We start from the raw sequence: 19,209 nt of genomic DNA on the forward strand, positions 1-19,209 counted from the left end.
GCCACACCCTGGTACACGGGCGTACCGTCGCGCTGGTACGCAGAGGTACCACGCTGGGAGATGGCGCATGACCACAGTGAACCTGCCCGACGGACCTACGACGCCGGGCTTCGTGCAGGGCATCGAGATCCTGGCCGGGCGCACCCGCGCCTGGCGGCGGCTGCATCAGCGCTACGGGTCGGCGTTCGTGGTGTCGATGCCGCGCTTCGGGCCCACGGTCGTGCTGTCGGATCCGGCCGAGGTGAAGGCGCTGTTCACCACCCACACCGATCTGGTCGACAACCTCGACATCAATCTCGGCCAATTCCTGGGCCCCGGTTCGCTGTTCGCGCGGCGCGGCGAAGAGCACCGCAAGGAGCGCAAACTGCTCACCCCGCCGTTCCACGGGCGGCGGCTGGCGGTCTACGAATCGCTGATCGAGGAGGAGGCCGTCCGTGAGATGGCCACCTGGCCGTCGGGTCGCGAGTTCGCGACCATGGATTCGATGATGCGCATCACGCTCAATGTGATCCTGCGTGCCGTATTCGGCGCGGAGGGAACGGAATTCGAGCAATTGCGCGAGGTGATCCCGAAACTGGTGCTGGTCGCCTCCGCGCTCGCGGCGCTGCCGGTGCCGCCGGGATTGTTCGGGCGTTTCGGGCCGTGGGCGCGGTTCCAGGCCCACCGCGCGAGCTACGACGAGATCGTGGGACGGCTCATCCGCCGCGCCGCCGCCGACCCGGACCTGGCCGACCGTGACGACGTACTGGCCATGCTGTTGCAGGCCCGCTACGACGACGGCTCCGCCATGACGCAGAGCGAGATCGCCGACGAACTGCTCACCCTGCTCACCGCGGGCCACGAGACCACCGCCACCTCGCTGGCCTGGACCGTCGAACGCCTGCGCCGACACCCGCACCTGCTGACCCGCCTGGTCGAGGAGGCCGACGCGGGCGGCTCCGCGCTGCGCGAGGCGACGCTGCTCGAAGTGCAGCGGGTGCGTCCGGTCATCGACGCCACCGCCCGCAAGGTGCGGGTGGACGACTTCCAGCTGGGCCGGTGGACGCTGCCGCGCGGCCAGCACGTCCTGGTCAGCATCCGGCTCATGCACGACAATCCGGAATTATTCGCCAACCCACGCGATTTCGACCCGGATCGGTTCCTCGAGGCGCGGCCGGGGACCTTCAACTGGATTCCGTTCGGCGGTGGCGCGCGCCGGTGCATCGGGGCGGCGTTCGCGACCATGGAGATGAACGTGGTGCTGCGGGTGCTGCTGCGCGACTTCACCCTCGCGCCCACCGACGCGCCCGATGAGCGCACGCATTTCCGCGGGGTCGCGCTGGCTCCCGCGAAGAAGGGCCGCGCGGTCGTCCACCGGCGCGCGCCGCGGCCGACCACCGCCGCGGAATCCGGCGACACCGCCGCGGTGTCGGGCGAATCCAGCACGCTGTCGCGTGAATCCAGCACTGTCACAGCCGATTCCGCCGGCTCCCGGGACGCGCACGGCGAGCAGGTGACCGCATGAGCGAGCGGGTCGCCGAGGTCGGTCGGGGCATCACCCTCACCTACGAGCGGCAGGGCGCGGGCGTGCCGCTGCTGCTCATCGCCGGGCTCGGGCAGCAGAAGCACGAATGGCACGACGGGCTGGTCGCGCAGCTGGTCGTGCGCGGCTACGACGTGGTGCGCTTCGACAATCGCGATGTCGGCGCCTCCACCCACGCCGGCTTCCGGCCGCCGGGCGGACTGGCCATGGCCCGCAAACGCTGGGACCCACGGCAATACGACCTCGGGGACCTGGCCGCCGACACCGCCGGGCTGCTCGACGCCCTGGGCTGGCGGTCGGCGCATCTGGTCGGCATGTCGATGGGCGGGATGATCGCCCAGACCGTGGCCGCCCGCCATCCCGAGCGGGTGTCCTCGCTGACGTCGATGTTCTCCACCACGGGCGCGCCACGCGTCGGGCGGCCCGCGCCGTCCACCTGGATTCGCATGTTCGCCAAGCCCGCTCGCACGCGGGAGGAGCATGTCGAGGCGGCGGTGCGCATGTACCGGCACATCGGGTCGGCCGGCTATCCGATCGACGAGCCGCGCATCCGGGCCACGGCGGGCCTGACCTGGGATCGTGATCCGCGCCCGGCGGCGGGCGTGGGCCGGCAGCTCGCCGGAATCCTCAAGTCCGGGGACCGGACTCGCGAGGTGCGGACCATCACCGCGCCCACCCTGGTGGTGCACGGCGACCGCGACCTGATGGTGAACCCGACCGGCGGCGCGGTGACCGCCGCCGCGATCCGGGGCGCGCGCCTGCACACCGTGCCGGGCATGGGCCACGATCTGCCGGTCGCGCTCTGGCCCACCTTCGCCGACCTCATCGACACCCACATCCGCACCGCCGAATCCAGGAGCTCCGATGCCCCGAACCTCTAGGCCGCTGTCCGGCCACCCGGTCATGATCACCGGCGCGGCCTCCGGGATCGGGCGGGGATTGGCCCAATTGCTCTCCCGCCGTGGATCACCGGTGGCCATCGCCGATATCGACGCCGACGGGTTGAAGCAGACCGCCGCCGGGCTGAACGGGCCGGTGCTGACCCGGGTGCTCGACGTGCGCGACGCCGCCGACCAGCTCGCGTTCGCCGACGAAGTGAAGGCGTGGCTGACCGCACCGCTGGCCGCGGTCTTCAACAATGCCGGTGTGGCCGTGTCCTCCTCGGTGCTCGACACCGTGCCCGAGGACGACGAATGGCTGCGGCAGATCAACTTCGACGGCGTCGTGAACGGGACGCGGGCCTTCCTGCCGCTCCTGGTCGAACAGGGCAGTGGCGCGATCGTCAACACCTCCAGCGTGTTCGGGCTGGCGGGCATGCCGTACCAAAGCGCCTACTGCGCGGCGAAATTCGCGGTGCGCGGTTTCACCGACGCGCTGCGGCAGGAACTGCGCGGGACCGGCGTCTCGGCGGTGACCGTGCACCCCGGCGGCATTCGCACCAATATCGCCCGCAACGGACGCGTGCGGCAGGACCCCGAGGGGCGGGGCCGCAGCCACGAGCAGATGGCCGCCGAATTCGAGGCCATGACCATGACCAGCCCGGAGAAGGCGGCCGAGATCATCTGCCGCGGCGTCGAACGCGGCAAGGCGCGCATCCTCGTCGGACCCGACGCGTATCTGTTCGACACCCTCACCCGGGTGACCCCGACGCACTACTTCGAGGTGCTGTCGGCCGTGATGGGCCTGGCGCGGGCGCGGGCCGCGAAGGGAGCACGACGATGACCGAACACGTGGACGTCCTGATCGTCGGGGCCGGACTCTCGGGCATCGGGGCGGCCCATCATCTGCAGGACGCGTTCCCGGACCGCAGCTACGCGATCCTCGAGGCCCGCGCGGCCATGGGCGGAACCTGGGATCTGTTCCGCTATCCGGGCGTGCGGTCGGACTCCGACATGCACACCCTCGGATACCGATTCCGGCCGTGGGTGGCGGCCGAGGCCATCGCGGACGGGCCCGCCATCCTGTCCTACATTCGCGAGACCGCCGCCGACGCGGGCATCGACCAGCGAATCCGCTACGGGCACAGCGTGACCGGTGCCGCCTGGGACTCGGAGGAAGCGCGCTGGACCGTAGGCTACGAGCACGACGGTCGAGCCTCGACCATCACCTGCGACTTCCTCTACCTGTGCAGCGGCTACTACCGCTACGACGAGGGCTATGTCCCGGAGTTCGCCGGGCTGGACGAGTTCCGGGGACAGGTGGTGCATCCGCAGCATTGGCCCGCCGAACTCGATTACGCCGGAAAACGGGTCGTGGTGATCGGCAGCGGCGCGACCGCGGTGACGCTGGTGCCCGCCATGGCCGAGACCGCGGCGCACGTCACCATGCTGCAGCGCTCGCCCACCTACATCATGTCCGCGCCCACGGTCGACGCCGTCGCCACCAAACTGCGGCAATGGCTGGGGGAGCGGCGCGCCTACGCCGTCACCCGCTGGAAGAACGTGGCCATCGGCACCGTCATCTACCAGCTCAGTCAGCGGCGACCGGCCATGATGCGCAAGTTCTTCCGCAACCTGACCATCAAGCAGCTGCCCGACGGATACGACGTCGACACGCATTTCAATCCCAGCTACAACCCGTGGGATCAGCGGCTGTGCCTGGTGCCCGACGGGGATCTGTTCCGGGCCATCAGCGCCGGCCGCGCCTCGGTGGTCACCGACCGCATCGAGCGGTTCACCGCCGACGGCATCCGGCTCGAGTCCGGAACCGAACTGCCCGCCGACATCGTGGTGACCGCGACCGGACTGGATCTGCTGGCGCTGGGCGGCATCGCGCTCACCGTCGACGGCCGCGAGATCGCGGCGTCCGAAACGATGGCCTACAAGGGCATGATGCTCAGCGGTGTCCCGAATTTCGCCTTCACCATCGGCTACACCAACGCCTCCTGGACGCTCAAGGCCGACCTGGTCGCCGAATTCGTCTGCCGGCTGCTGCGGCACCTCGACGAGCACGGGTACAGCCAGGCCACGCCGTGGCCGGACCCGGCGGTGACCACCACACCGCTGCTCGACTTCCAGGCGGGCTACGTCCTGCGCTCGATGGATCGCTTCCCCAAGGCCGGATCGCGCCCGCCGTGGCGGCTGGGCATGAACTACGCGCGGGACGTGATCACCTTGCGGCACGGGCGAATCGAGGACGGCACCATTCGCTTCGGCCGCCGCTCGGTGCGCGCCGCGAGCGCCGATCGCGGGCCCGAACCGGTGACCGCCTGACCTCGGTGACCAGCGCCGCGGCGAACACACCGGCCGCCGCGGCGCGCACCGAGATTCGGGCAAACTACGCTGATGCTCGTGACCCGCGCCGACCCCGCCACCAGCGCCGACTCCGCCGCCGAGTCCGGCTTCCGGCGCCGGCTGCTCGATGCCATGGCCGACGCGATCCGCGCGCGCGGTTACCGTGACACCACGGTCGCCGATATCGTGCGCCTGGCCAAGACCTCGCGGCGCACCTTCTACGAGCATTTCGACGACAAGCAGGACTGCTTCGTGGCCCTGCTGACCGAACGCAACAACGACACCATCGCGCAGATCTACGCCGCCGTGGACGTGTCCGCGCCGTGGGACACCCAGATCCATCAGGCGATCGAAGCCTGGATCGGGGCCTCGCGTGAGGACACCCCGATCACGCTGGCCTGGATCCGCGACATCCCGGCGCTGGGGGAGCGGGCCCGGGAGTTGCAGCGCGACGCCGCCGACGCGTTCATCACGCTGATCCAGACCCTGACCGCCACAACGGAATTCCAGGGCGCGGGCCTGCATCCGCCGACGCGTCAGATGGCGACGATCCTCTACGGGGGGTTCCGTGAACTCATCGCCTCGACGGTCGAGGACGGGCGCGATATCACCGAGATCATTCCGGTGGCGGTGGAAACCGCGCTGGCCCTGATCGGCCCGCGCTACCCCGCCTGATCGGGCTGGGAGGCGCTGCCTGATCGGGCTGCGGGTCGCCGCTGATCATTCCTTGCGGGGCCGGGCGCGGAAGTGTGCGCGCTCGCCCTGTTTGCCGAACAGGCTGAGGAATTCGACCGGCTGATCGTCGGCCGAGCCGAACCAGTGCGGTTCGCGGGTGTCGAATTCGGCGGCCTCGCCGGGTTGCAGGACCAGGTCGTGCTCGCCGAGGATCATCCGCAACCGGCCGTTGAGGACGTACAGCCACTCGTAGCCCTCGTGGGTCTGCGGATTCGGTTCGGTGCGACCGGATCTCGGGTCGATGATGATCTTGAACGCCTGAATGCCGCCCGCCCGCCGGGTCAACGGCAGCATCTGCATCCCGCCGCGTGTGATGGGCCGCAGGTGGACCCGTGGATCCCCGGTGGCGGGCGCGTTCACCAGCTCGTCGAGGGTGACGCCGTGCGCGCGCGCCAAGGGCAGCAGCTGCTCCAGGGTCGGCCGCCGCGCCCCCGACTCCAGCCGTGACAGTGTGCTCACCGATATCCCGGTCTCCGCGGACAGCTCGGCCAGCGTGGTTTCCCGTTGTTTACGCAGCTCACGGAGTCGTAGACCGACCCCTTCCAAGGCTGCGTCGATATCCTCGGCCATCACCCCAGTTTGCCACATCGGCAAATAAGGTTGCCGATACGCCCTCGCGGTCCGCATGGTCGTACACAGGAGGTGGTCATCAATGACCGATCGGCTGAACGACAGCTATGACGTGGTGGTGGTAGGCGGCGGACCCGCGGGCCTGAACGGAGCCCTCATGCTCGCCCGGGCCCGCCGCACGGTGGCGGTGATCGACGCGGGCGCCCCGCGCAACGCCCCCGCCGACCGGGTGCACGGCCTGTTCGCCCGCGAGGGCGTCCCGCCCGGCGAACTACTGACCCGCGGCCGCGAGGAGGTCCGCGACTACGGCGGCCACATCGTCTCCGGTGAGGTGACCGGAATCCACAGGGACGGTGACGATTTCATCATCACCCTCGCCGACGCCCGCACCACCCGGGCCCGCCGCCTACTCGTCACCACCGGCCTGGTCGACGAACTCCCCGCCATCCCCGGCCTGCGTGACCGCTGGGGCCACGACGTCATCCACTGCCCGTACTGCCACGGCTGGGAGGTCCGCGATCGCCCGATCGGCGTCCTGGGCCTGGGTCCCATGGCCATCCACCTGTCCCTGCTCTTCCGTCAGTGGAGCGACGACATCGTCTACTTCGCCCACACCAACACCCCGCCCACCGAGGAAGAGTCGGAACAACTGGCCGCCAGGGGAATCCGCGTCGTTCCCGGCGAAATAGCGTCGGTCGAAGTCACCGCCGACCACCTGTCCGGCGTCCGCCTCGCCGACGGCACCGTCATCCCCCGCGAAATCCTCGCCGCCCCTACCTACATGCGAGCCCGAGCCGCATTTCTCACCGACCTCGGCCTCACCCCCACACCCCACCCCTCGGGGGCAGGCGAATACATCCCCGCCGACGCGACCGGTCGCACCGAAGTCCCCGGCGTTTGGGCGGCGGGAAACGTCACCGACCTCTCCGCCCAGGTGGGCAACTCCGCCGCCGCGGGCGCCATGGCAGGCGCCCACATCAACGCCGACCTGGTCGCCGAGGAAACCCGCCACGCCGTCGAGGCGCATCGCGCTCGCGCCCTGCTGTAGCCAGGACCTAGACGAGACCAAAGACCAAGGACAAAAGACGCCTGGAGAAGGAAGAGAGGTGGCCGAGCTTGCGAGGCCCGTCACCTACCAGCCCCCTCACGGCTCGGCCGCGCGTCGTCCCGGTGCAAAAGACCGGGAGGGGTTGGGTTCTTGTCTCGAGTAGGTGATGCGTGCGGTCCGTGGGCTGGGATCGCAGGCTGACGGCTCCCAGCCCGGCGTCAGCCCCAGTCCGGCAGGGCAGGCGAGGTGACCACGCTTCCCGTTGTTTTGCGCACGCCAGTGCGACACGAGCAGCCGGGTGTCACGCGGCCCGTGAGCGCCACGTTCGGCAACTGGAATCGATCGCAGCAGCGATCGCCTGCCCCACGTGATGGCGATCGTTCACTTGTGGGTTGCCGGTGGGGTCAAGACTCTTCGGCGCAATCCACCCAGTGCGGCCCGCATAGGGCGAGTCTTTACCCATCACAACGGTTTTCCAGCCATCGGGGCCGTCGTTTATCAACGCGTGGCAGTGGTCGCACGCGAGTGTGAGGTTGTTGATGTCGGTGGGTCCGCCCTTGGCCCAATCGGTGACGTGGTGCGCGGCGCACATGTTCGCGGGTTGTTCGCACCCGGGTCGGGTGCACCCTTTGTCTCTGGCGAGGAGGGCGAGGCGTTGGGCGCGGTTGGCGGTGCGGCGGGAACGCTGCAGGTAGAGCGGCATCCCGTCGCCGTCGAGGACTGCGATCACCGGCTTGGTGCCCTCGGCCATCTTCAACGCTTCGTTGATCGAGATCTGGGTGCCCGACGCGGTGGTGGCGACGCCGGTGCCGTTTTCGAGGTCGGTCAGGCTCATCGTGAGCACCACCTCGACGGGCAGTCCGCGGTGCATGCCCAGGGTCCGCATGTTCACACCGGGCTGCACCAGGGCGAGCAGCGCGTCGTGGGTGCGCTGCCCGGCATCACGACGGTCACGACGCGCAGCGGCATCGAGAACACTGTCGGCGATGAACCCACCGGTGGCAGAGGGGCTTTCGGGGTCTTCGACGTTGCACATGCCGGGGCGGGCGAGCTTGGCGAACACCGCGTCCAGGCACGCCCGCAGCTCGGGGGTGATCCACCCTTCGATGCGCGACATGCCGTCCACGCCCGGACGACACACCGTGATCCCGCGACGGCGACGACGGTCGGCATCGGAGACTACTTTCCCGTCGGGGTCGAGGCGGGCCAGGATGTCGCGCCCGATCTTCAACAGGTCATCGGGCCACCCGTTGCGCGAGTAGTCGACCAGGATCTGTTCCGCCTCGGCCCGCGCTTCGGCGGGCACATCGACGGGCAGATGGTTCATGACGTCCATGATGTGACGCACGTGATCGCGGGAAATGTCCCCAGCCGCAAACGCTTCGGCGGTCACCGGCAGCACCGGCGGAGCGACATGCCCGGTCTGTTGCACGAATTCGCCGCAGTGGTGGGTGATCTTCACCCGCACCGACGCGTCATACCGTGAGAGCCCGAGGGTGTGGCGCAGGAACGGCACCATCTTCCCCGCACCGGAACGCGAATGCAGCGACCGTTCCCCGGCTTCGATGATCAAACGGGTATCCAGGGCGGCGAGCTGACGCTTGCACGTTTCCAACTGCTGCATCAACGACACGACATCCTCGTCGGAGAACTCGGTCATCTTCCCGCCCTGGATGGATTCGGTCAGGGTCGAGACCGCGGCCGCCAGTTCAGCGATACCACAGCCCTCAAGTGTCACCCCATTCGAATCCATGCCTCAATTTTACGCCCGCGCGATCACGCTGGGAACCCGAAATGTCCAGTATTGCAACATATTTCGAGGTAGACCAGTTCGAGTGAAGCCTCGCTTAGTCCGCATTTCGCTGTACCGCCCTGAAGGTCGATCAGGCGAGACTGGTTGGTAGGCAACGCGTCTAAGTATGAAAGGTATTTCCTGCCCTTGTGGCTTGGCTCCGTCAGGGGTTGTGCAGTAGCCCGTACACCAGTGCTCGAATCCCTGGCTCGGGGTCGAATTCTGGTTCCGGCCAGGTGATCTGGTGGAGGATGTGGCCGTCGAGGTGGTCGAGGAGGGCGCGGCAGTCGGGGGTGGGGGTGGTGGAGCCGAGGTGTTCGAGCCAGGGGGTGAGCCACGTGGTGATGGTGGTGCGGGCGACGGCCAGGGGTTCGAGGAGGTCGGGGTTGGCGACGGCCTCGAGGAAGAGGGTGTAGCGGGCCAGGGTGCGGCTGCGGGCCGGGCCCAGGGCGTGGCGGGCGACGGCGGTGAGGGCTTCGGTGAGGGCGGCCGGGGTGTCGGGGCGGAGTAGGCCGCTGACGACTTCCCAGTCGTGGCGGTCGAGTTCGACGAGGTGGGTGACGATGCCCATGAGGAGCGCGTCGCGGGTGCGGAAGGAGTTGGAGGCGGTGCCGGCGGGGACGGCGGCGGCCTTGTCGGCGGCCTGGAAGGTGAGGCCGCGGGGGCCGTCGGTCGCGAGGACCTCGATCGCCGCGTTCAGTACCTGCTCCCGGCGGGACATCACTTCTCCTTGCACTATGTACGTAGTGTCGGACACTATGAATGTAGTGTAGCGTCGGGACGTGGCGTCACCGCCACACGTCGAGGAGCCATCATGCCCGTGTCATCCGTTGCCGACCTGCCCCGCGGGCACAAGACCATGCTCCTGGCCCACCGGGCCATGATTCGAGATCTGGACCGGGTCCAGCGGACCGCCCTGGACCTGGCGGCGACGCCGAATCCGGTGCGCGCCAAGGCGTTGGCCGACTATCTGGGCAAGCTCGCCGTGGTGATTCACCATCACCACGAGGGCGAGGACGAGTTCCTGTGGCCGCGCCTGCGCGACGCCGGCGCCGATGCGCAGGCCCTGGAAGTCCTTGCCGCGGAACACTCCGAGCTCGCCACTCTGCTGGCCGCGTGGCGGGAATTCGGCGCGACGCCGGTCTCCGACTCCGCGGCGGCCACCCGCCTGTCCGAGCTCACCGCCGCCGTCCGCGGTCAACTCGCCGCGCACGCCGCGGACGAGGAACGCGAACTGCTCGGCCGCCTCGCTCCCGTCCTCGACGGGCCCACCTGGAAGGGCTTCGAGAACCACATGCGTACTACGGCCCCGCTGTGGACCCTGCGCTTCATGCCCGCCTGGCTGCTGTCGGTCGCCGGTCCGGACGACGCCGCGGGCGTCCCGGTTCCCTTGCTGGGCAGGCTGTTCGGCGGCTGGCTGGAACGCACCCAGCGGGCCGCTTTCGGCGACAGCTATTGAGCCGGTGCGTGTCGTGCTCCGGAGGGGAGACCACGGCACCACCGTTATCGCACGGCCCGCCTACTGCGGAAACGACAGTGAGGACTGGGCTTCGTCGCGGCCGGAGCGCTTGAGGAATTCGCGGGCGAGTTCGCGGTATTGCTCGGCGCCTTTGGATTTGGGGTCCAGGGTGGTGAGGGGTTCGCCGGCGATGGTGGAGTCGGGGAAGCGGACGGTGCGCGAGATCATGGTGTCGTAGAGGCGTTCGCCGAAGGTGTCGGCGACCCGGTCGAGGACCTGGCGCGAGTGCAGCAGCCGGGAGTCGAACATGGTGACCACGATTCCCGACAGTTCGAGGCGCGGATTGAGGCGTTCGCGCACCTTTTCCATGGTGTCGTTGAGCAGCGCCAGGCCGCGCAGCGAGAAGAACTCGCATTCCATGGGGATGATGACGCCGTCGGCGCAGGCCAGGGCGTTCACGGTGAGCAGGCTCAACGACGGCTGGCAGTCGATCAGGATGTAGTCGTAGCGGTCGCGGACGGGGTCCAGCACCCGGCTCACGGAGTGCTCGCGGCCGACTTCGTTGACCAGCTGGATCTCCGCGGCCGAGAGGTCGATATTGCTGGGCAGCAGATGCAGATTGGTGACGCCGGTCTTGATCAGGACATCGTCGATGGGCGGCGGATTGTGGCTCAATAGGTCGTAGACGGTCAGTTCCAGGTTGTGGTGGGCCACGCCGAGCGCCGCCGAGAGCGCGCCCTGCGGGTCGAGGTCGACCAGCAGCACCCGCAGCCCGCACTCGGCAAGCGCGGCACCCAGATTGACCGTCGAGGTGGTCTTTCCGACACCGCCCTTCTGATTGCACAGGGCAATCACCTGGGCCGCGCCCGCGGTCGCCACGTCCTCCCCAACAGCATTGTTTGCCGACATTTCGCCACAATAACCTGTCACGTGGCGGAACTGGCGGACCCGCTCCGGGGCGCTTTGTCTCGAAATCGCTGGGCGTTAGCCGATCCCGGTGTGGAGGGCCCCAACCGATCGTGCCCTCCACTCCCGGATCGGACGGAACCGGCAGTTCAGCGACCCGGCAGCACCAGGATCTTCACGTGCTCCTCCGGGTCCCGCAGCGCGGTGAACGCCTCGGCCACCCCGTCGAGTCCGACCCGGCCGGTGATGATCGCCTCGGCGTCGATCTGCCCCGACGCCAATCGCTCCAGGGTGATCTCGTAGGCGTTCTCGTAGGGCCCGTGCCCGAAATTGATGGCGATCCGCCGGAACTGGCCCACCACCGGAATGATCGGCTCGTCCGCGAACGGCGCGGCCACCACCTGGATGCGCGAATTGAACGGCATGGTCCGCATGAGCGTGCCGAGGATTCCGGCGCGCCCGCTGCATTCGAAGGCGATGAGGATGCCGGTGCCGGACTGGCCGACGACCGAATCCTGCTGTGCCACCGCCGCCATCCACGCCGCGATCGGATCCTGCTCCCTCGGATCCACCACGATGTCCGCGCCGACCGCCCGCGCCAGCTCGCGGCGCTTCGGCGAGGGTTCGGAGGCGACCACCAGCCGCGCCCCGCGGGCCTTGGCCGCGATGATGGCCCCGAGCCCGATTGTCCCGCAGCCGATCACCAGCGCCGAATCCTCGGGCGTGAGCCCCGACTGTTGCACGTGCATCTCGCCCACGTGCAGCGGCTCGGCCAAGGTGGCGTGCTCGAGCGACAACCCGTCGGGCACGTGCCGCACCCACCACGAGTCCACCACGATGCTCTCGCCGAACGCCCCGTGATAGTCGTTGGAGTAGCCGATGATCGTCGGAATCCCGGTGGCGGTCTCGGTGGCCAGCCCGATCCCGGCGACCCGATCCCCGACCGCGAAATCGGTGACCCCGGAGCCGATCTCGCTGACGGTCCCCGCGTACTCGTGCCCGAGCACCACCGGCCGCTCGGTGTCGAAGGTCGCCAGCGGATACCCGCTGTCGGTGGCGACCTGCACGAATCGGCAGGGGTCCTTGGACATCGACAGGTCGCTGCCGCAGATGCCGCACGCGGCGACCGCGATGCGCAACTGGCCGGGCCCGAGCGCGGGCGGCTCGGCCACCTCGGTGGCGGTGAACTCCCCGTTCAGAAACTGTGTGGCGCGCATGGTGTCAGGCTCCCGTCGCGGCGGCTTCGCCGTAGTAGTCGGTGTGGGCCTTGGTGATCGCGGTGACCAGCTGCCCGATCAGCAGTTCCCGGTTGTCGGCGGCGTACTGCAGGCTGTCCTCGCGGCGGCGGTTGCGATTCTTGAAGTGCGGGATCACCTCCGAGGCGAACAGCTCGTAGCTGCGCTTGGTGTCCTCCCAGCTCGCCATGTCCACGTGCAGCACGAGCATGGTGCCGAAGCCGCCGGTCTTCTCGATCAGCTTCTCGATCCGCTCGATGGCCTCGTCGGGCGTGCCGATGATGGCCTGCCCGAATTCGCCGAGGTTGTCATTGCGCCACTGGTCGATGATTCCCTTGGGCGTGTCGGCCCAGGCCGGGTTCTCGCCGGTCTGCCGGTTCACGTAGGCGGCCATGGATCCGATGCGCCGGCTCACCGCGCGCTCGGCCTCCTCGCGGGTCTCGGCCAGGAAGATCGGGTTGACCAGCCGCCACCGCGACCGGTCGGCGATGTGCCCGTGCTCGGCGCACGCCTTCTCGTAGACGCCCCAATTGCGGTCCAGCACTTCGAATCCCATGGGCGAGCTGGCGGCCAGCGACAGCAGCGACAGCCCGTGGGTGCCGGCCAGCACCGACCCGTTGGGGGAGATGGTGGAGGCGGTGGCGACCTCGATCCCGGCCGGATCGTAGGTGGGCAGCTGGGCGCGCGCGTCGCGCAGGGTGAACCAGTCGGTGGTCATATTGACCACCTCGCCGCGCAGCAGCGCCAGGATTGCCTCGAGCGCCTCGCCCTGGCGGCGGCGCTGATCGGAGGGGTTGATGCCCATCATGTGCGCGTCGAGCGGGATTTTGCCGGGACCGGTGCCGAAGATGAGCCGCCCGCGGGTCTGCAGGTCGAGCTGGGTGATGCGGTCCACGGTGACCAGCGGGTGGTGGTAGGGCAGCGACATGACGCCGGTGCCGAAGCGCAGGCGTTCGGTGCGTTCGGCGGCCGCGGCGATGAAAACGTCGGGCGCGGGCACGATCTCGGCGCCGGTGGAGTGGTGCTCGCCCATCCAGGCCTCGTCGAAGCCGAGGTGGTCGAGGTGTTCCATGAGATCGATGTCGCGCCGCAACTGCAGGGCCGGGTCGGCGTCGAGGGGGTGGTACGGGGCCAGGAACGCCCCGAACTTCATCGATTCAGCGGTCCACATGCGGGATCTCCTTCGCCAGTGCGCCGGGCTTCGTCGCCCGGAACGGTTCCCCGAGTAAACCTGGATCAACTGATCCAGAAATGTGGTCGTCCCGGTGAGTGGAAATCATTCGAAAACTCAGGTGGAAGCGCCGATTGGACCCGATAATGGGCGGTTTCGACCTCTGGAAATGGGCCTGTCGATCCACTTGCGGACCCCGCGCCGACGGGCCGTCACACCCGATGTGCGAAGCTCGTGGCGTGACCGTCCCGACGCAGAACCGCCAGGGCAATGCGACCCGCACCCGGCTGGTGAAGACCGCCGAGCGTCTGTTCGCCGCCCAGGGCGTGGACGCGGTGTCGGTGCGCGCGGTCAATGCCGCGGCCGGTCTGGGTCCGTCGTCGGTGAACTACCACTTCGGCACCAAGGACGATCTGATCGCCGCGGTGCTGCTGGATCTGGGCGCGACGGTGCGGGACCGGATTCGGGCCAATGCCGATGAGCTGGCGGCGCGCCCCACGCCGCCGACCGCGGAGACGCTGGTGCGCGCGGTCACCGAGCCCTATCGGGATCTGCTGCTGGCGCACCGGACTCGCGGCATGCGCTGGATCAAGATCGTCACCCAGCTGTCGCTGGTCTCGCATCCGGCGCTGACCGCCGCCGAGCAGGATCTGCCCGATCAGTTGCACATCCAGCTGCGCCGCGCCTTCCCCGACTCCGATCCCGATCGTCTGGAAGCGCGCTGGGCCATTGCCCTCATGGGGTTCCTGCAGGCGCTCAGTCGCGCCGACGACTGGCACCCGGCCTCGACTCCGCCACCCGCGCAGGAGTTGTCGGACTTGTACGAAGACCAGGTAGTTTTCCTGATCGGTGGGCTCGATCGTCTACTGAGTGGGACTGCTCGCTGACAGTTCGTGCCTGGTTTGTCCGTATGCCTGGACGTTAGCCCAGGTTAGCTGTAGCGTCACTCGACGATTCGCGAGAGGCTAGCTGTCTGTCCTCTTCCGGTTCACGGGCGCGGCTGTGCCGCATGCCAATCCATTGCTTGTTGGTCGACCGTTCGTTCGCCGTGCAGTCGGGGCGCGAGACTCGAACGGCTGAAGTGTGAGGGAACGTAGTTGTTCGCAGTATCCGCCAGGGCGGTGGTCCTGGCTTTGAGCATCCTGACCGCGGGGGCCGTGTGCGCCCCCGTCTCGGCTCAACCCCTTTATCCCACACAGGATGCCGATCCTTTCTACAACCCGCCCGCCGACCTGGGCGGTTTCGCGCCCGGTGACGTGGTGCGCACGCGCCGCATCGACCCGGGCCTGTACGTGGGCACCGACGGGTGGCAGGTCGCCTTCCGCAGTACCAATTCCCAGGGTCAGCCGATCCTGGGCATGACCACGGTGCTCATGCCGAAGGGCGTGAAGAACCCGCCGCTGGTCTCCTACCAGGCCCTGATCAATTCCCTGGGCTCGCAGTGCAACCCGTCGCGCTCGCTGTTCAACGGCGAACTGCAGGACGGCGCGGGCGCCATGCTGCCGATCGGGCGCGGCTGGGCCATCTCCTTGCCGGACTACCTGGGCCCGAACGTGGCCTACGGCGCGGCGAAGCTGAGCGGCATGGTGACCCTGGACAGCGTGAAGGCCGTCCGCAAGGTCGCCGAACTGGGCCTGGGCGACTCGCCGGTGGCGCTGGCCGGGTACTCCGGTGGCGGCATGGCGACCGCGTGGGCCGGCGCCCTGCAGCCGCAGTACGCCCCCGACCTGAAGCTGGACGCCGTGGTGGCGGGCGGCATTCCGGCCGACCTGGAGCAGATGGCGATGTCGCTGGGCTTCGCTCCGCATCCGGGCTTCGGCCTGGCCTTCGCCGCGGCCATGGGCCTGGAACGCGAATACCCGGACCGCCTGCCGATCTCGGATCAGCTCAATGAGAACGGTCTGTGGTTTCGCGAGTTCACCCACGACGCCTGCCGTCGCTTCCTGCTGTTCCACGGCATCTTCCGCAATGCCGAGCAGATGGCCGCTTCCAAGAGCCTGATGGACAGCCCGGTGGCGCACGAGGTGCTGCGCGAGAACAGCCTGCGCTACGACACCGCCGTCCCGGTCGCCCCGACCTACTTCTGGCAGGGCCGGTTCGACGAGCTGACGTCGTTCGATCCGGTGGCCGAGGTGGCCGACCGCTACTGCAAGGCGGGTGCGCCGGTGATGTTCCGGCCCTTCGAGATCGCCGAGCACATGACCACGGCGGTGGTCGGTTTCCCGGATGCCTGGAACTACGTGGAGTCCCGTTTCCGCGGGGATCCGGTTCCGACCAGCTGCTGACGAATAACCAATTATGTGCTGCGTCACTGAATGGCCGGTCGATCGCATCGATTTGTCAGAAGTGACAAGGCGCATGATTGCTGAATTTCCCTTGGTAACAGCTTGATTCCGATGCTTGTCAAGTGCTGTTTCGTCCGTTATTTCTAGATGGAAGAAAGTAGCTGGCTCAACGCTGAGTCATGTTCTAAGGGGAGAAGTCAGGTGCGAATCCTGCTCGTGGCCAACGCCTTCGACAGCCTGACGCAACGCGTTCGGATCGAACTGGCCGAGCGGGGCCATCGGATCGGGGTGGAACTGGCGCGCGGTGACGACGCGATGCGGGCGGGGGCGGCGGCCTTCGGGCCCGACCTCGTGGTCGGGCTCGTGCTCGCCGAACCGGTCCCGGCGGACCTGCGCGCCCGGCACGTGGTGCTGGTCGTGCAGCCGGGACCCGACGGCGATCACGGTCCGTCGTCACTGGATTGGGCGATCGGCACCAATGCGGCGTCGTGGAGCGTCACCGTGCAGCGCGCCGGCGCCGCGCCCGGCTTGGGTCCGGTCTGGGCGTCGGAATCGTTCCCGATGCGCATGTGCTCCAAGAGCGAGCTGTACCGGACCGAGGTCGCCGACGCGGCGGTGGCGGCCCTGCTGCGCGCGCTCGACCGATTCGAGCGGCACGGCGCCGAACCGATCGACCCGCGCGCCGAGGTGACCGCGCCGCCGCATCCGCGCTACGCCGAGTACTTCCGCCGCATCGACTGGGCGCACGACAGCACCACCACGGTGCTGCGCAAACTCCGTGCCGCCGACTCGAATCCGGGGGTGATCGACGAGCTGTCCGGCGGCGAGTACTTCCTCTACGGCGGTCACCTGGAGGACCGGCTGCGCGGCGTTCCCGGCCGGGTGATCGCCACCCGCGACGGGGCGATCTGCCGGGCCACCGTGGACGGCGCGGTGTGGATCCCGCAGCTGCGGGCCCGCCCGCGGCCGGGCGGCCCGCCCACCTTCAAGCTGCCCGCCACCGACGTGCTCGGCCCCGACGTGCTCGCCGGCATTCCCGACGTGCCGGTGAGCCCGTGCGAGGCGGCCGTCCGCGTCACCTGGTCGGAGCTGCGCTACTACGAATACGACGAGGTCGGCTACCTCGGATTCACCTATGCCGGTGGCGCTCTGAGCACCCGCCAGTGCGAACGCCTGCTCGACGCCTACCGGCAGGCCTGCGCCCGCCCGGTGAAGGTGCTGGTGCTGGGCCCGGCCCGCGACTTCTTCTGTAATGGCATCCAGCTCAATGTGATCGAGGCGGCTCCCGACCCGGCCGCCGAGTCCTGGCGCAATGTCAACGCTTTCAACGATCTGGTCGAGGCCATCCTCACCACCACCGACAAGCTCGTGATCTCGGCACTGCCCGGCAATGCCGCCGCCGGCGGGGTGATGCTGGCGCTGGCCGCCGATGAGGTGTGGTGCCGCGAATCGGTGGTCCTGAACCCGCACTACCGGGTCTCGGGCCTGCGCGGTTCGAAGTACTGGACCTACACCCTGCCGCGCCGCGTGGGCGCGGAGTGCGCGGATCGCCTGACCGGAGAAGCGCTCCCGATCGGCGCCCGCGCCGCCGCCGCGCTGGGCCTGGTGGATCACGTCGTGCCCGGCGACCCCGCCGAGTTCCGCACCTGGGTCCGGCACGCCGCCGCCGGGCTGGCGGGCGACCCCGACCTGCCCGCCCGCATCCTGGAGAAGCGGCGCCGCCGCGCGGCCGACGAGGCGGCGAAACCATTGGCGGCGTACCGCTCCGAGGAGCTCGAACACCTCACCCGGGAGGTGTTCGATCCCTCCTCTCCGTTCCACCGCCTGCGCCACGAGTTCGTGACCAAGTCCGGCCCGCCGAGCACCCCGGCGTATCTGCTCGGGTAGGTCAGCCCGCGGCCAATCGCAGCACGAGCGCCCCGGCGATGATGGACCCGAACGCGATCACCTTGGGCGCGTTGATCTTCTCGTGGTAGATCAGCGCGCCCAGTACGACCGTGCCGATCGAGCCGAGGCCGGTCCAGATCGTGTACCCCACCCCGACATCGAGGGTGCGCAGCGCGAGACCGAGCGTGTAGATCCCCGCCGCCGCGGCGGCCAGGGTGAACACCGAGGGCCACAGGCGGGTGAATCCCTTGGTGGCATTGGTGCCGAGCGCGAAGGCGACCTCGAACACGGCGGCGATGAGCAGATAGACCCAGGACATGATGGTTCTCCTCGAAAACGGTGGTACGGGAACGTGAGTCGTCGAATCAGGCGGGCGCGCCGGTGAGTTTGTCGGCGATCTTCAAGCCCAGCACCCCGCCGATGATGAGCACGAAGGCCACCACCTTGGCCGGGGTGAACTGCTCGCCGAACACCACCGCCCCGAACAGCACGGTGCCGACCGATCCGATGCCGGTCCACACCGTGTAGCCGACGCCGACATCGAGGGACTTCAAGGCCAGGCTGAGGAAGAAGATCCCGCCCGCGGCGGCCGCGGCGGTGAGCAGGGACGGACCGAGCACGGTGAACCCGTGGGTGGCGTTGGTCGCCAGTGCGAAGACGATCTCGAAGACGGACGCGATCAGCAGATAGACCCAGGCCATGGGAGCTGCACCCCTTCATATGATTGTATGTACGTGCAAGTAAATGCCCGCGAAGAAGAGCATGCATGTACATGTAAACTCGTGTCAAGCCCCGATGGCCGGCGTCTGGTCCGGCCGTCGTCCGTTCGAGGGAGTGAGCCGATGCCGTCGCAGGCGAAGAATGTGAAAACCAGTGCGGACGCCCAACTCTGGAACCGCATGCTGATCCTGCACGCGCAGGTGGAGAGCCGCCTGGCGACGGCCCTGCAACGCCGCCACGGGCTCGGCCTGTCGGAGTACCGGGCGCTGAGCTTCCTCGACCAGGCCCCCGACCGTGAACTGCGCATGCAGGAACTCGCCGACAAGCTCGGCCTGAACCAGAGTTCGGTGACCCGGCTGGTCGGCCGCCTGAACGCGGCCGACCTCACCTACCGCGACCTGTGCCCCGACGACAAGCGCGGGGTGTACACCGTGCTCGCCGACGCCGGGCGCGAGCGCTACCGGGAAGCGCGCACCACCTACGAGGACACCCTCGCCGCGGCGTTCGCCGAGGTCGCCGACGGTGACCCGGCGCTCGCCGCGATCCTGGCCGCCGCCCGCGCCGCGTAGCGAACAGCTCGGTGCGCGGGAAGGCCTGGATGACCTCGAGCATCTCCTGGCCCGAGAAGGAGTCCAGATCGAAGCCG

At 68.7% G+C, this 19,209-nt stretch carries 19 protein-coding genes and 1 pseudogene; 11 read left to right on the plus strand and 9 right to left on the minus strand.

Annotated elements, in window-relative coordinates; genetic code table 11:
- Nucleotides 1-67 precede the first annotated feature (67 nt).
- The 5 genes from ACWELJ_RS18800 (at nucleotide 68) to ACWELJ_RS18820 (ending at nucleotide 5,430) form a co-directional block, all read left to right on the plus strand.
- Nucleotides 68-1,504: a cytochrome P450 gene (locus ACWELJ_RS18800; RefSeq protein WP_452367412.1), complete on the plus strand. Its 1,437-nt coding sequence runs from the start codon at nucleotides 68-70 to the stop codon at nucleotides 1,502-1,504.
- A complete protein-coding gene (locus ACWELJ_RS18805) occupies nucleotides 1,501-2,403 on the plus strand; it encodes an alpha/beta fold hydrolase (RefSeq protein WP_452367413.1) in 903 nt (300 codons plus the stop codon). Before ACWELJ_RS18800 ends, ACWELJ_RS18805 begins: the two co-directional genes overlap by 4 nt.
- A complete protein-coding gene (locus ACWELJ_RS18810) occupies nucleotides 2,387-3,244 on the plus strand; it encodes an SDR family NAD(P)-dependent oxidoreductase (protein WP_452367414.1) in 858 nt (285 codons plus the stop codon). The genes ACWELJ_RS18805 and ACWELJ_RS18810 overlap by 17 nt, the downstream gene beginning before the upstream one ends.
- Nucleotides 3,241-4,734: a flavin-containing monooxygenase gene (locus tag ACWELJ_RS18815; RefSeq protein ID WP_452367415.1), complete on the plus strand. Its 1,494-nt coding sequence runs from the start codon at nucleotides 3,241-3,243 to the stop codon at nucleotides 4,732-4,734. The genes ACWELJ_RS18810 and ACWELJ_RS18815 overlap by 4 nt, the downstream gene beginning before the upstream one ends.
- A 78-nt stretch (nucleotides 4,735-4,812) precedes the next feature.
- Entirely contained in the window at nucleotides 4,813-5,430 is a 618-nt protein-coding gene (locus tag ACWELJ_RS18820; RefSeq protein WP_452367416.1) for a TetR/AcrR family transcriptional regulator, read from the plus strand.
- 45 nt (nucleotides 5,431-5,475) lie between these two features.
- On the opposite strand, the gene ACWELJ_RS18825 is transcribed toward ACWELJ_RS18820, so the two are convergent.
- Nucleotides 5,476-6,060, minus strand: a complete 585-nt coding sequence (locus tag ACWELJ_RS18825; RefSeq protein WP_452367417.1) for a helix-turn-helix domain-containing protein — start codon at nucleotides 6,058-6,060, stop codon at nucleotides 5,476-5,478.
- Between the two features lie 82 nt (nucleotides 6,061-6,142).
- On the opposite strand from ACWELJ_RS18825, the gene ACWELJ_RS18830 reads away from it, so the two are divergent.
- Nucleotides 6,143-7,108: an NAD(P)/FAD-dependent oxidoreductase gene (locus tag ACWELJ_RS18830; RefSeq protein WP_452367418.1), complete on the plus strand. Its 966-nt coding sequence runs from the start codon at nucleotides 6,143-6,145 to the stop codon at nucleotides 7,106-7,108.
- Between the two features lie 301 nt (nucleotides 7,109-7,409).
- Here the strand turns inward: ACWELJ_RS18830 and ACWELJ_RS18835 are convergent, their stop codons facing one another.
- Together ACWELJ_RS18835 and ACWELJ_RS18840 are read right to left on the minus strand one after the other, a co-directional pair.
- The gene (locus ACWELJ_RS18835; RefSeq protein ID WP_452367419.1) at nucleotides 7,410-8,861 is read right to left on the minus strand and encodes a DUF222 domain-containing protein; all 1,452 of its coding nucleotides are present in this window, start codon (nucleotides 8,859-8,861) and stop codon (nucleotides 7,410-7,412) included.
- 202 nt (nucleotides 8,862-9,063) lie between these two features.
- Entirely contained in the window at nucleotides 9,064-9,621 is a 558-nt protein-coding gene (locus ACWELJ_RS18840; RefSeq protein ID WP_452367420.1) for a TetR/AcrR family transcriptional regulator, read from the minus strand.
- A 93-nt stretch (nucleotides 9,622-9,714) separates the two neighbouring features.
- Between ACWELJ_RS18840 and ACWELJ_RS18845 the strand changes: the two genes are divergently transcribed.
- A complete protein-coding gene (locus ACWELJ_RS18845) occupies nucleotides 9,715-10,359 on the plus strand; it encodes a hemerythrin domain-containing protein (protein ID WP_452367421.1) in 645 nt (214 codons plus the stop codon).
- Nucleotides 10,360-10,419: 60 nt separating this feature from the next.
- Here the strand turns inward: ACWELJ_RS18845 and ACWELJ_RS18850 are convergent, their stop codons facing one another.
- The 3 genes from ACWELJ_RS18850 to ACWELJ_RS18860 all read right to left on the minus strand — a co-directional run bounded on the left by ACWELJ_RS18850 (nucleotide 10,420) and on the right by ACWELJ_RS18860 (nucleotide 13,671).
- Nucleotides 10,420-11,268: a ParA family protein gene (locus ACWELJ_RS18850; RefSeq protein ID WP_452367422.1), complete on the minus strand. Its 849-nt coding sequence runs from the start codon at nucleotides 11,266-11,268 to the stop codon at nucleotides 10,420-10,422.
- Nucleotides 11,269-11,414: 146 nt separating this feature from the next.
- Nucleotides 11,415-12,482, minus strand: coding sequence for an alcohol dehydrogenase catalytic domain-containing protein (locus tag ACWELJ_RS18855; RefSeq protein ID WP_452367423.1), 1,068 nt, complete (start codon nucleotides 12,480-12,482; stop codon nucleotides 11,415-11,417).
- A 4-nt stretch (nucleotides 12,483-12,486) separates the two neighbouring features.
- A complete protein-coding gene (locus ACWELJ_RS18860) occupies nucleotides 12,487-13,671 on the minus strand; it encodes an LLM class flavin-dependent oxidoreductase (RefSeq protein WP_379104766.1) in 1,185 nt (394 codons plus the stop codon).
- Between the two features lie 239 nt (nucleotides 13,672-13,910).
- Between ACWELJ_RS18860 and ACWELJ_RS18865 the strand changes: the two genes are divergently transcribed.
- The 3 genes from ACWELJ_RS18865 (at nucleotide 13,911) to ACWELJ_RS18875 (ending at nucleotide 17,843) form a co-directional block, all read left to right on the plus strand.
- Nucleotides 13,911-14,558: a TetR/AcrR family transcriptional regulator gene (locus tag ACWELJ_RS18865; protein ID WP_452367424.1), complete on the plus strand. Its 648-nt coding sequence runs from the start codon at nucleotides 13,911-13,913 to the stop codon at nucleotides 14,556-14,558.
- A 210-nt stretch (nucleotides 14,559-14,768) separates the two neighbouring features.
- The gene (locus ACWELJ_RS18870; RefSeq protein WP_452367425.1) at nucleotides 14,769-15,956 is read left to right on the plus strand and encodes a lipase family protein; all 1,188 of its coding nucleotides are present in this window, start codon (nucleotides 14,769-14,771) and stop codon (nucleotides 15,954-15,956) included.
- Between the two features lie 201 nt (nucleotides 15,957-16,157).
- Nucleotides 16,158-17,843: an enoyl-CoA hydratase-related protein gene (locus ACWELJ_RS18875; protein WP_452367426.1), complete on the plus strand. Its 1,686-nt coding sequence runs from the start codon at nucleotides 16,158-16,160 to the stop codon at nucleotides 17,841-17,843.
- Between the two features lies 1 nt (nucleotide 17,844).
- On the opposite strand, the gene ACWELJ_RS18880 is transcribed toward ACWELJ_RS18875, so the two are convergent.
- Both ACWELJ_RS18880 and ACWELJ_RS18885 read right to left on the minus strand, forming a co-directional pair.
- Nucleotides 17,845-18,162 (minus strand): DMT family transporter, encoded by a 318-nt coding sequence (locus tag ACWELJ_RS18880; RefSeq protein WP_452367427.1) that lies wholly within the window; start codon nucleotides 18,160-18,162, stop codon nucleotides 17,845-17,847.
- A 46-nt stretch (nucleotides 18,163-18,208) separates the two neighbouring features.
- A complete protein-coding gene (locus tag ACWELJ_RS18885; RefSeq protein WP_452367428.1) occupies nucleotides 18,209-18,544 on the minus strand; it encodes a DMT family transporter in 336 nt (111 codons plus the stop codon).
- A gap of 141 nt (nucleotides 18,545-18,685) precedes the next feature.
- Between ACWELJ_RS18885 and ACWELJ_RS18890 the strand changes: the two genes are divergently transcribed.
- The gene (locus ACWELJ_RS18890; protein ID WP_452367429.1) at nucleotides 18,686-19,132 is read left to right on the plus strand and encodes a MarR family winged helix-turn-helix transcriptional regulator; all 447 of its coding nucleotides are present in this window, start codon (nucleotides 18,686-18,688) and stop codon (nucleotides 19,130-19,132) included.
- Here the strand turns inward: ACWELJ_RS18890 and ACWELJ_RS18895 are convergent.
- Nucleotides 19,128-19,209, minus strand: a pseudogene (locus ACWELJ_RS18895) (hypothetical protein); the annotation flags it as partial. The gene ACWELJ_RS18890 and the pseudogene ACWELJ_RS18895 overlap by 5 nt on opposite strands.

The sequence above is a fragment of the Nocardia sp. NPDC004582 genome (assembly GCF_053602115.1).

Coding starts and splice junctions, on each gene's coding strand:
- ACWELJ_RS18800 (WP_452367412.1), top strand. CDS start 68: ATGACCACAGTGAACCTGCCCGACGGACCTACGACGCCGGGCTTCGTG.
- ACWELJ_RS18805 (WP_452367413.1), top strand. CDS start 1,501: ATGAGCGAGCGGGTCGCCGAGGTCGGTCGGGGCATCACCCTCACCTAC.
- ACWELJ_RS18810 (WP_452367414.1), top strand. CDS start 2,387: ATGCCCCGAACCTCTAGGCCGCTGTCCGGCCACCCGGTCATGATCACC.
- ACWELJ_RS18815 (WP_452367415.1), top strand. CDS start 3,241: ATGACCGAACACGTGGACGTCCTGATCGTCGGGGCCGGACTCTCGGGC.
- ACWELJ_RS18825 (WP_452367417.1), bottom strand. CDS start 6,060: ATGGCCGAGGATATCGACGCAGCCTTGGAAGGGGTCGGTCTACGACTC.
- ACWELJ_RS18830 (WP_452367418.1), top strand. CDS start 6,143: ATGACCGATCGGCTGAACGACAGCTATGACGTGGTGGTGGTAGGCGGC.
- ACWELJ_RS18835 (WP_452367419.1), bottom strand. CDS start 8,861: ATGGATTCGAATGGGGTGACACTTGAGGGCTGTGGTATCGCTGAACTG.
- ACWELJ_RS18840 (WP_452367420.1), bottom strand. CDS start 9,621: ATGTCCCGCCGGGAGCAGGTACTGAACGCGGCGATCGAGGTCCTCGCG.
- ACWELJ_RS18845 (WP_452367421.1), top strand. CDS start 9,715: ATGCCCGTGTCATCCGTTGCCGACCTGCCCCGCGGGCACAAGACCATG.
- ACWELJ_RS18850 (WP_452367422.1), bottom strand. CDS start 11,268: ATGTCGGCAAACAATGCTGTTGGGGAGGACGTGGCGACCGCGGGCGCG.
- ACWELJ_RS18855 (WP_452367423.1), bottom strand. CDS start 12,482: ATGCGCGCCACACAGTTTCTGAACGGGGAGTTCACCGCCACCGAGGTG.
- ACWELJ_RS18860 (WP_379104766.1), bottom strand. CDS start 13,671: ATGTGGACCGCTGAATCGATGAAGTTCGGGGCGTTCCTGGCCCCGTAC.
- ACWELJ_RS18880 (WP_452367427.1), bottom strand. CDS start 18,162: ATGTCCTGGGTCTATCTGCTCATCGCCGCCGTGTTCGAGGTCGCCTTC.
- ACWELJ_RS18885 (WP_452367428.1), bottom strand. CDS start 18,544: ATGGCCTGGGTCTATCTGCTGATCGCGTCCGTCTTCGAGATCGTCTTC.
- ACWELJ_RS18890 (WP_452367429.1), top strand. CDS start 18,686: ATGCCGTCGCAGGCGAAGAATGTGAAAACCAGTGCGGACGCCCAACTC.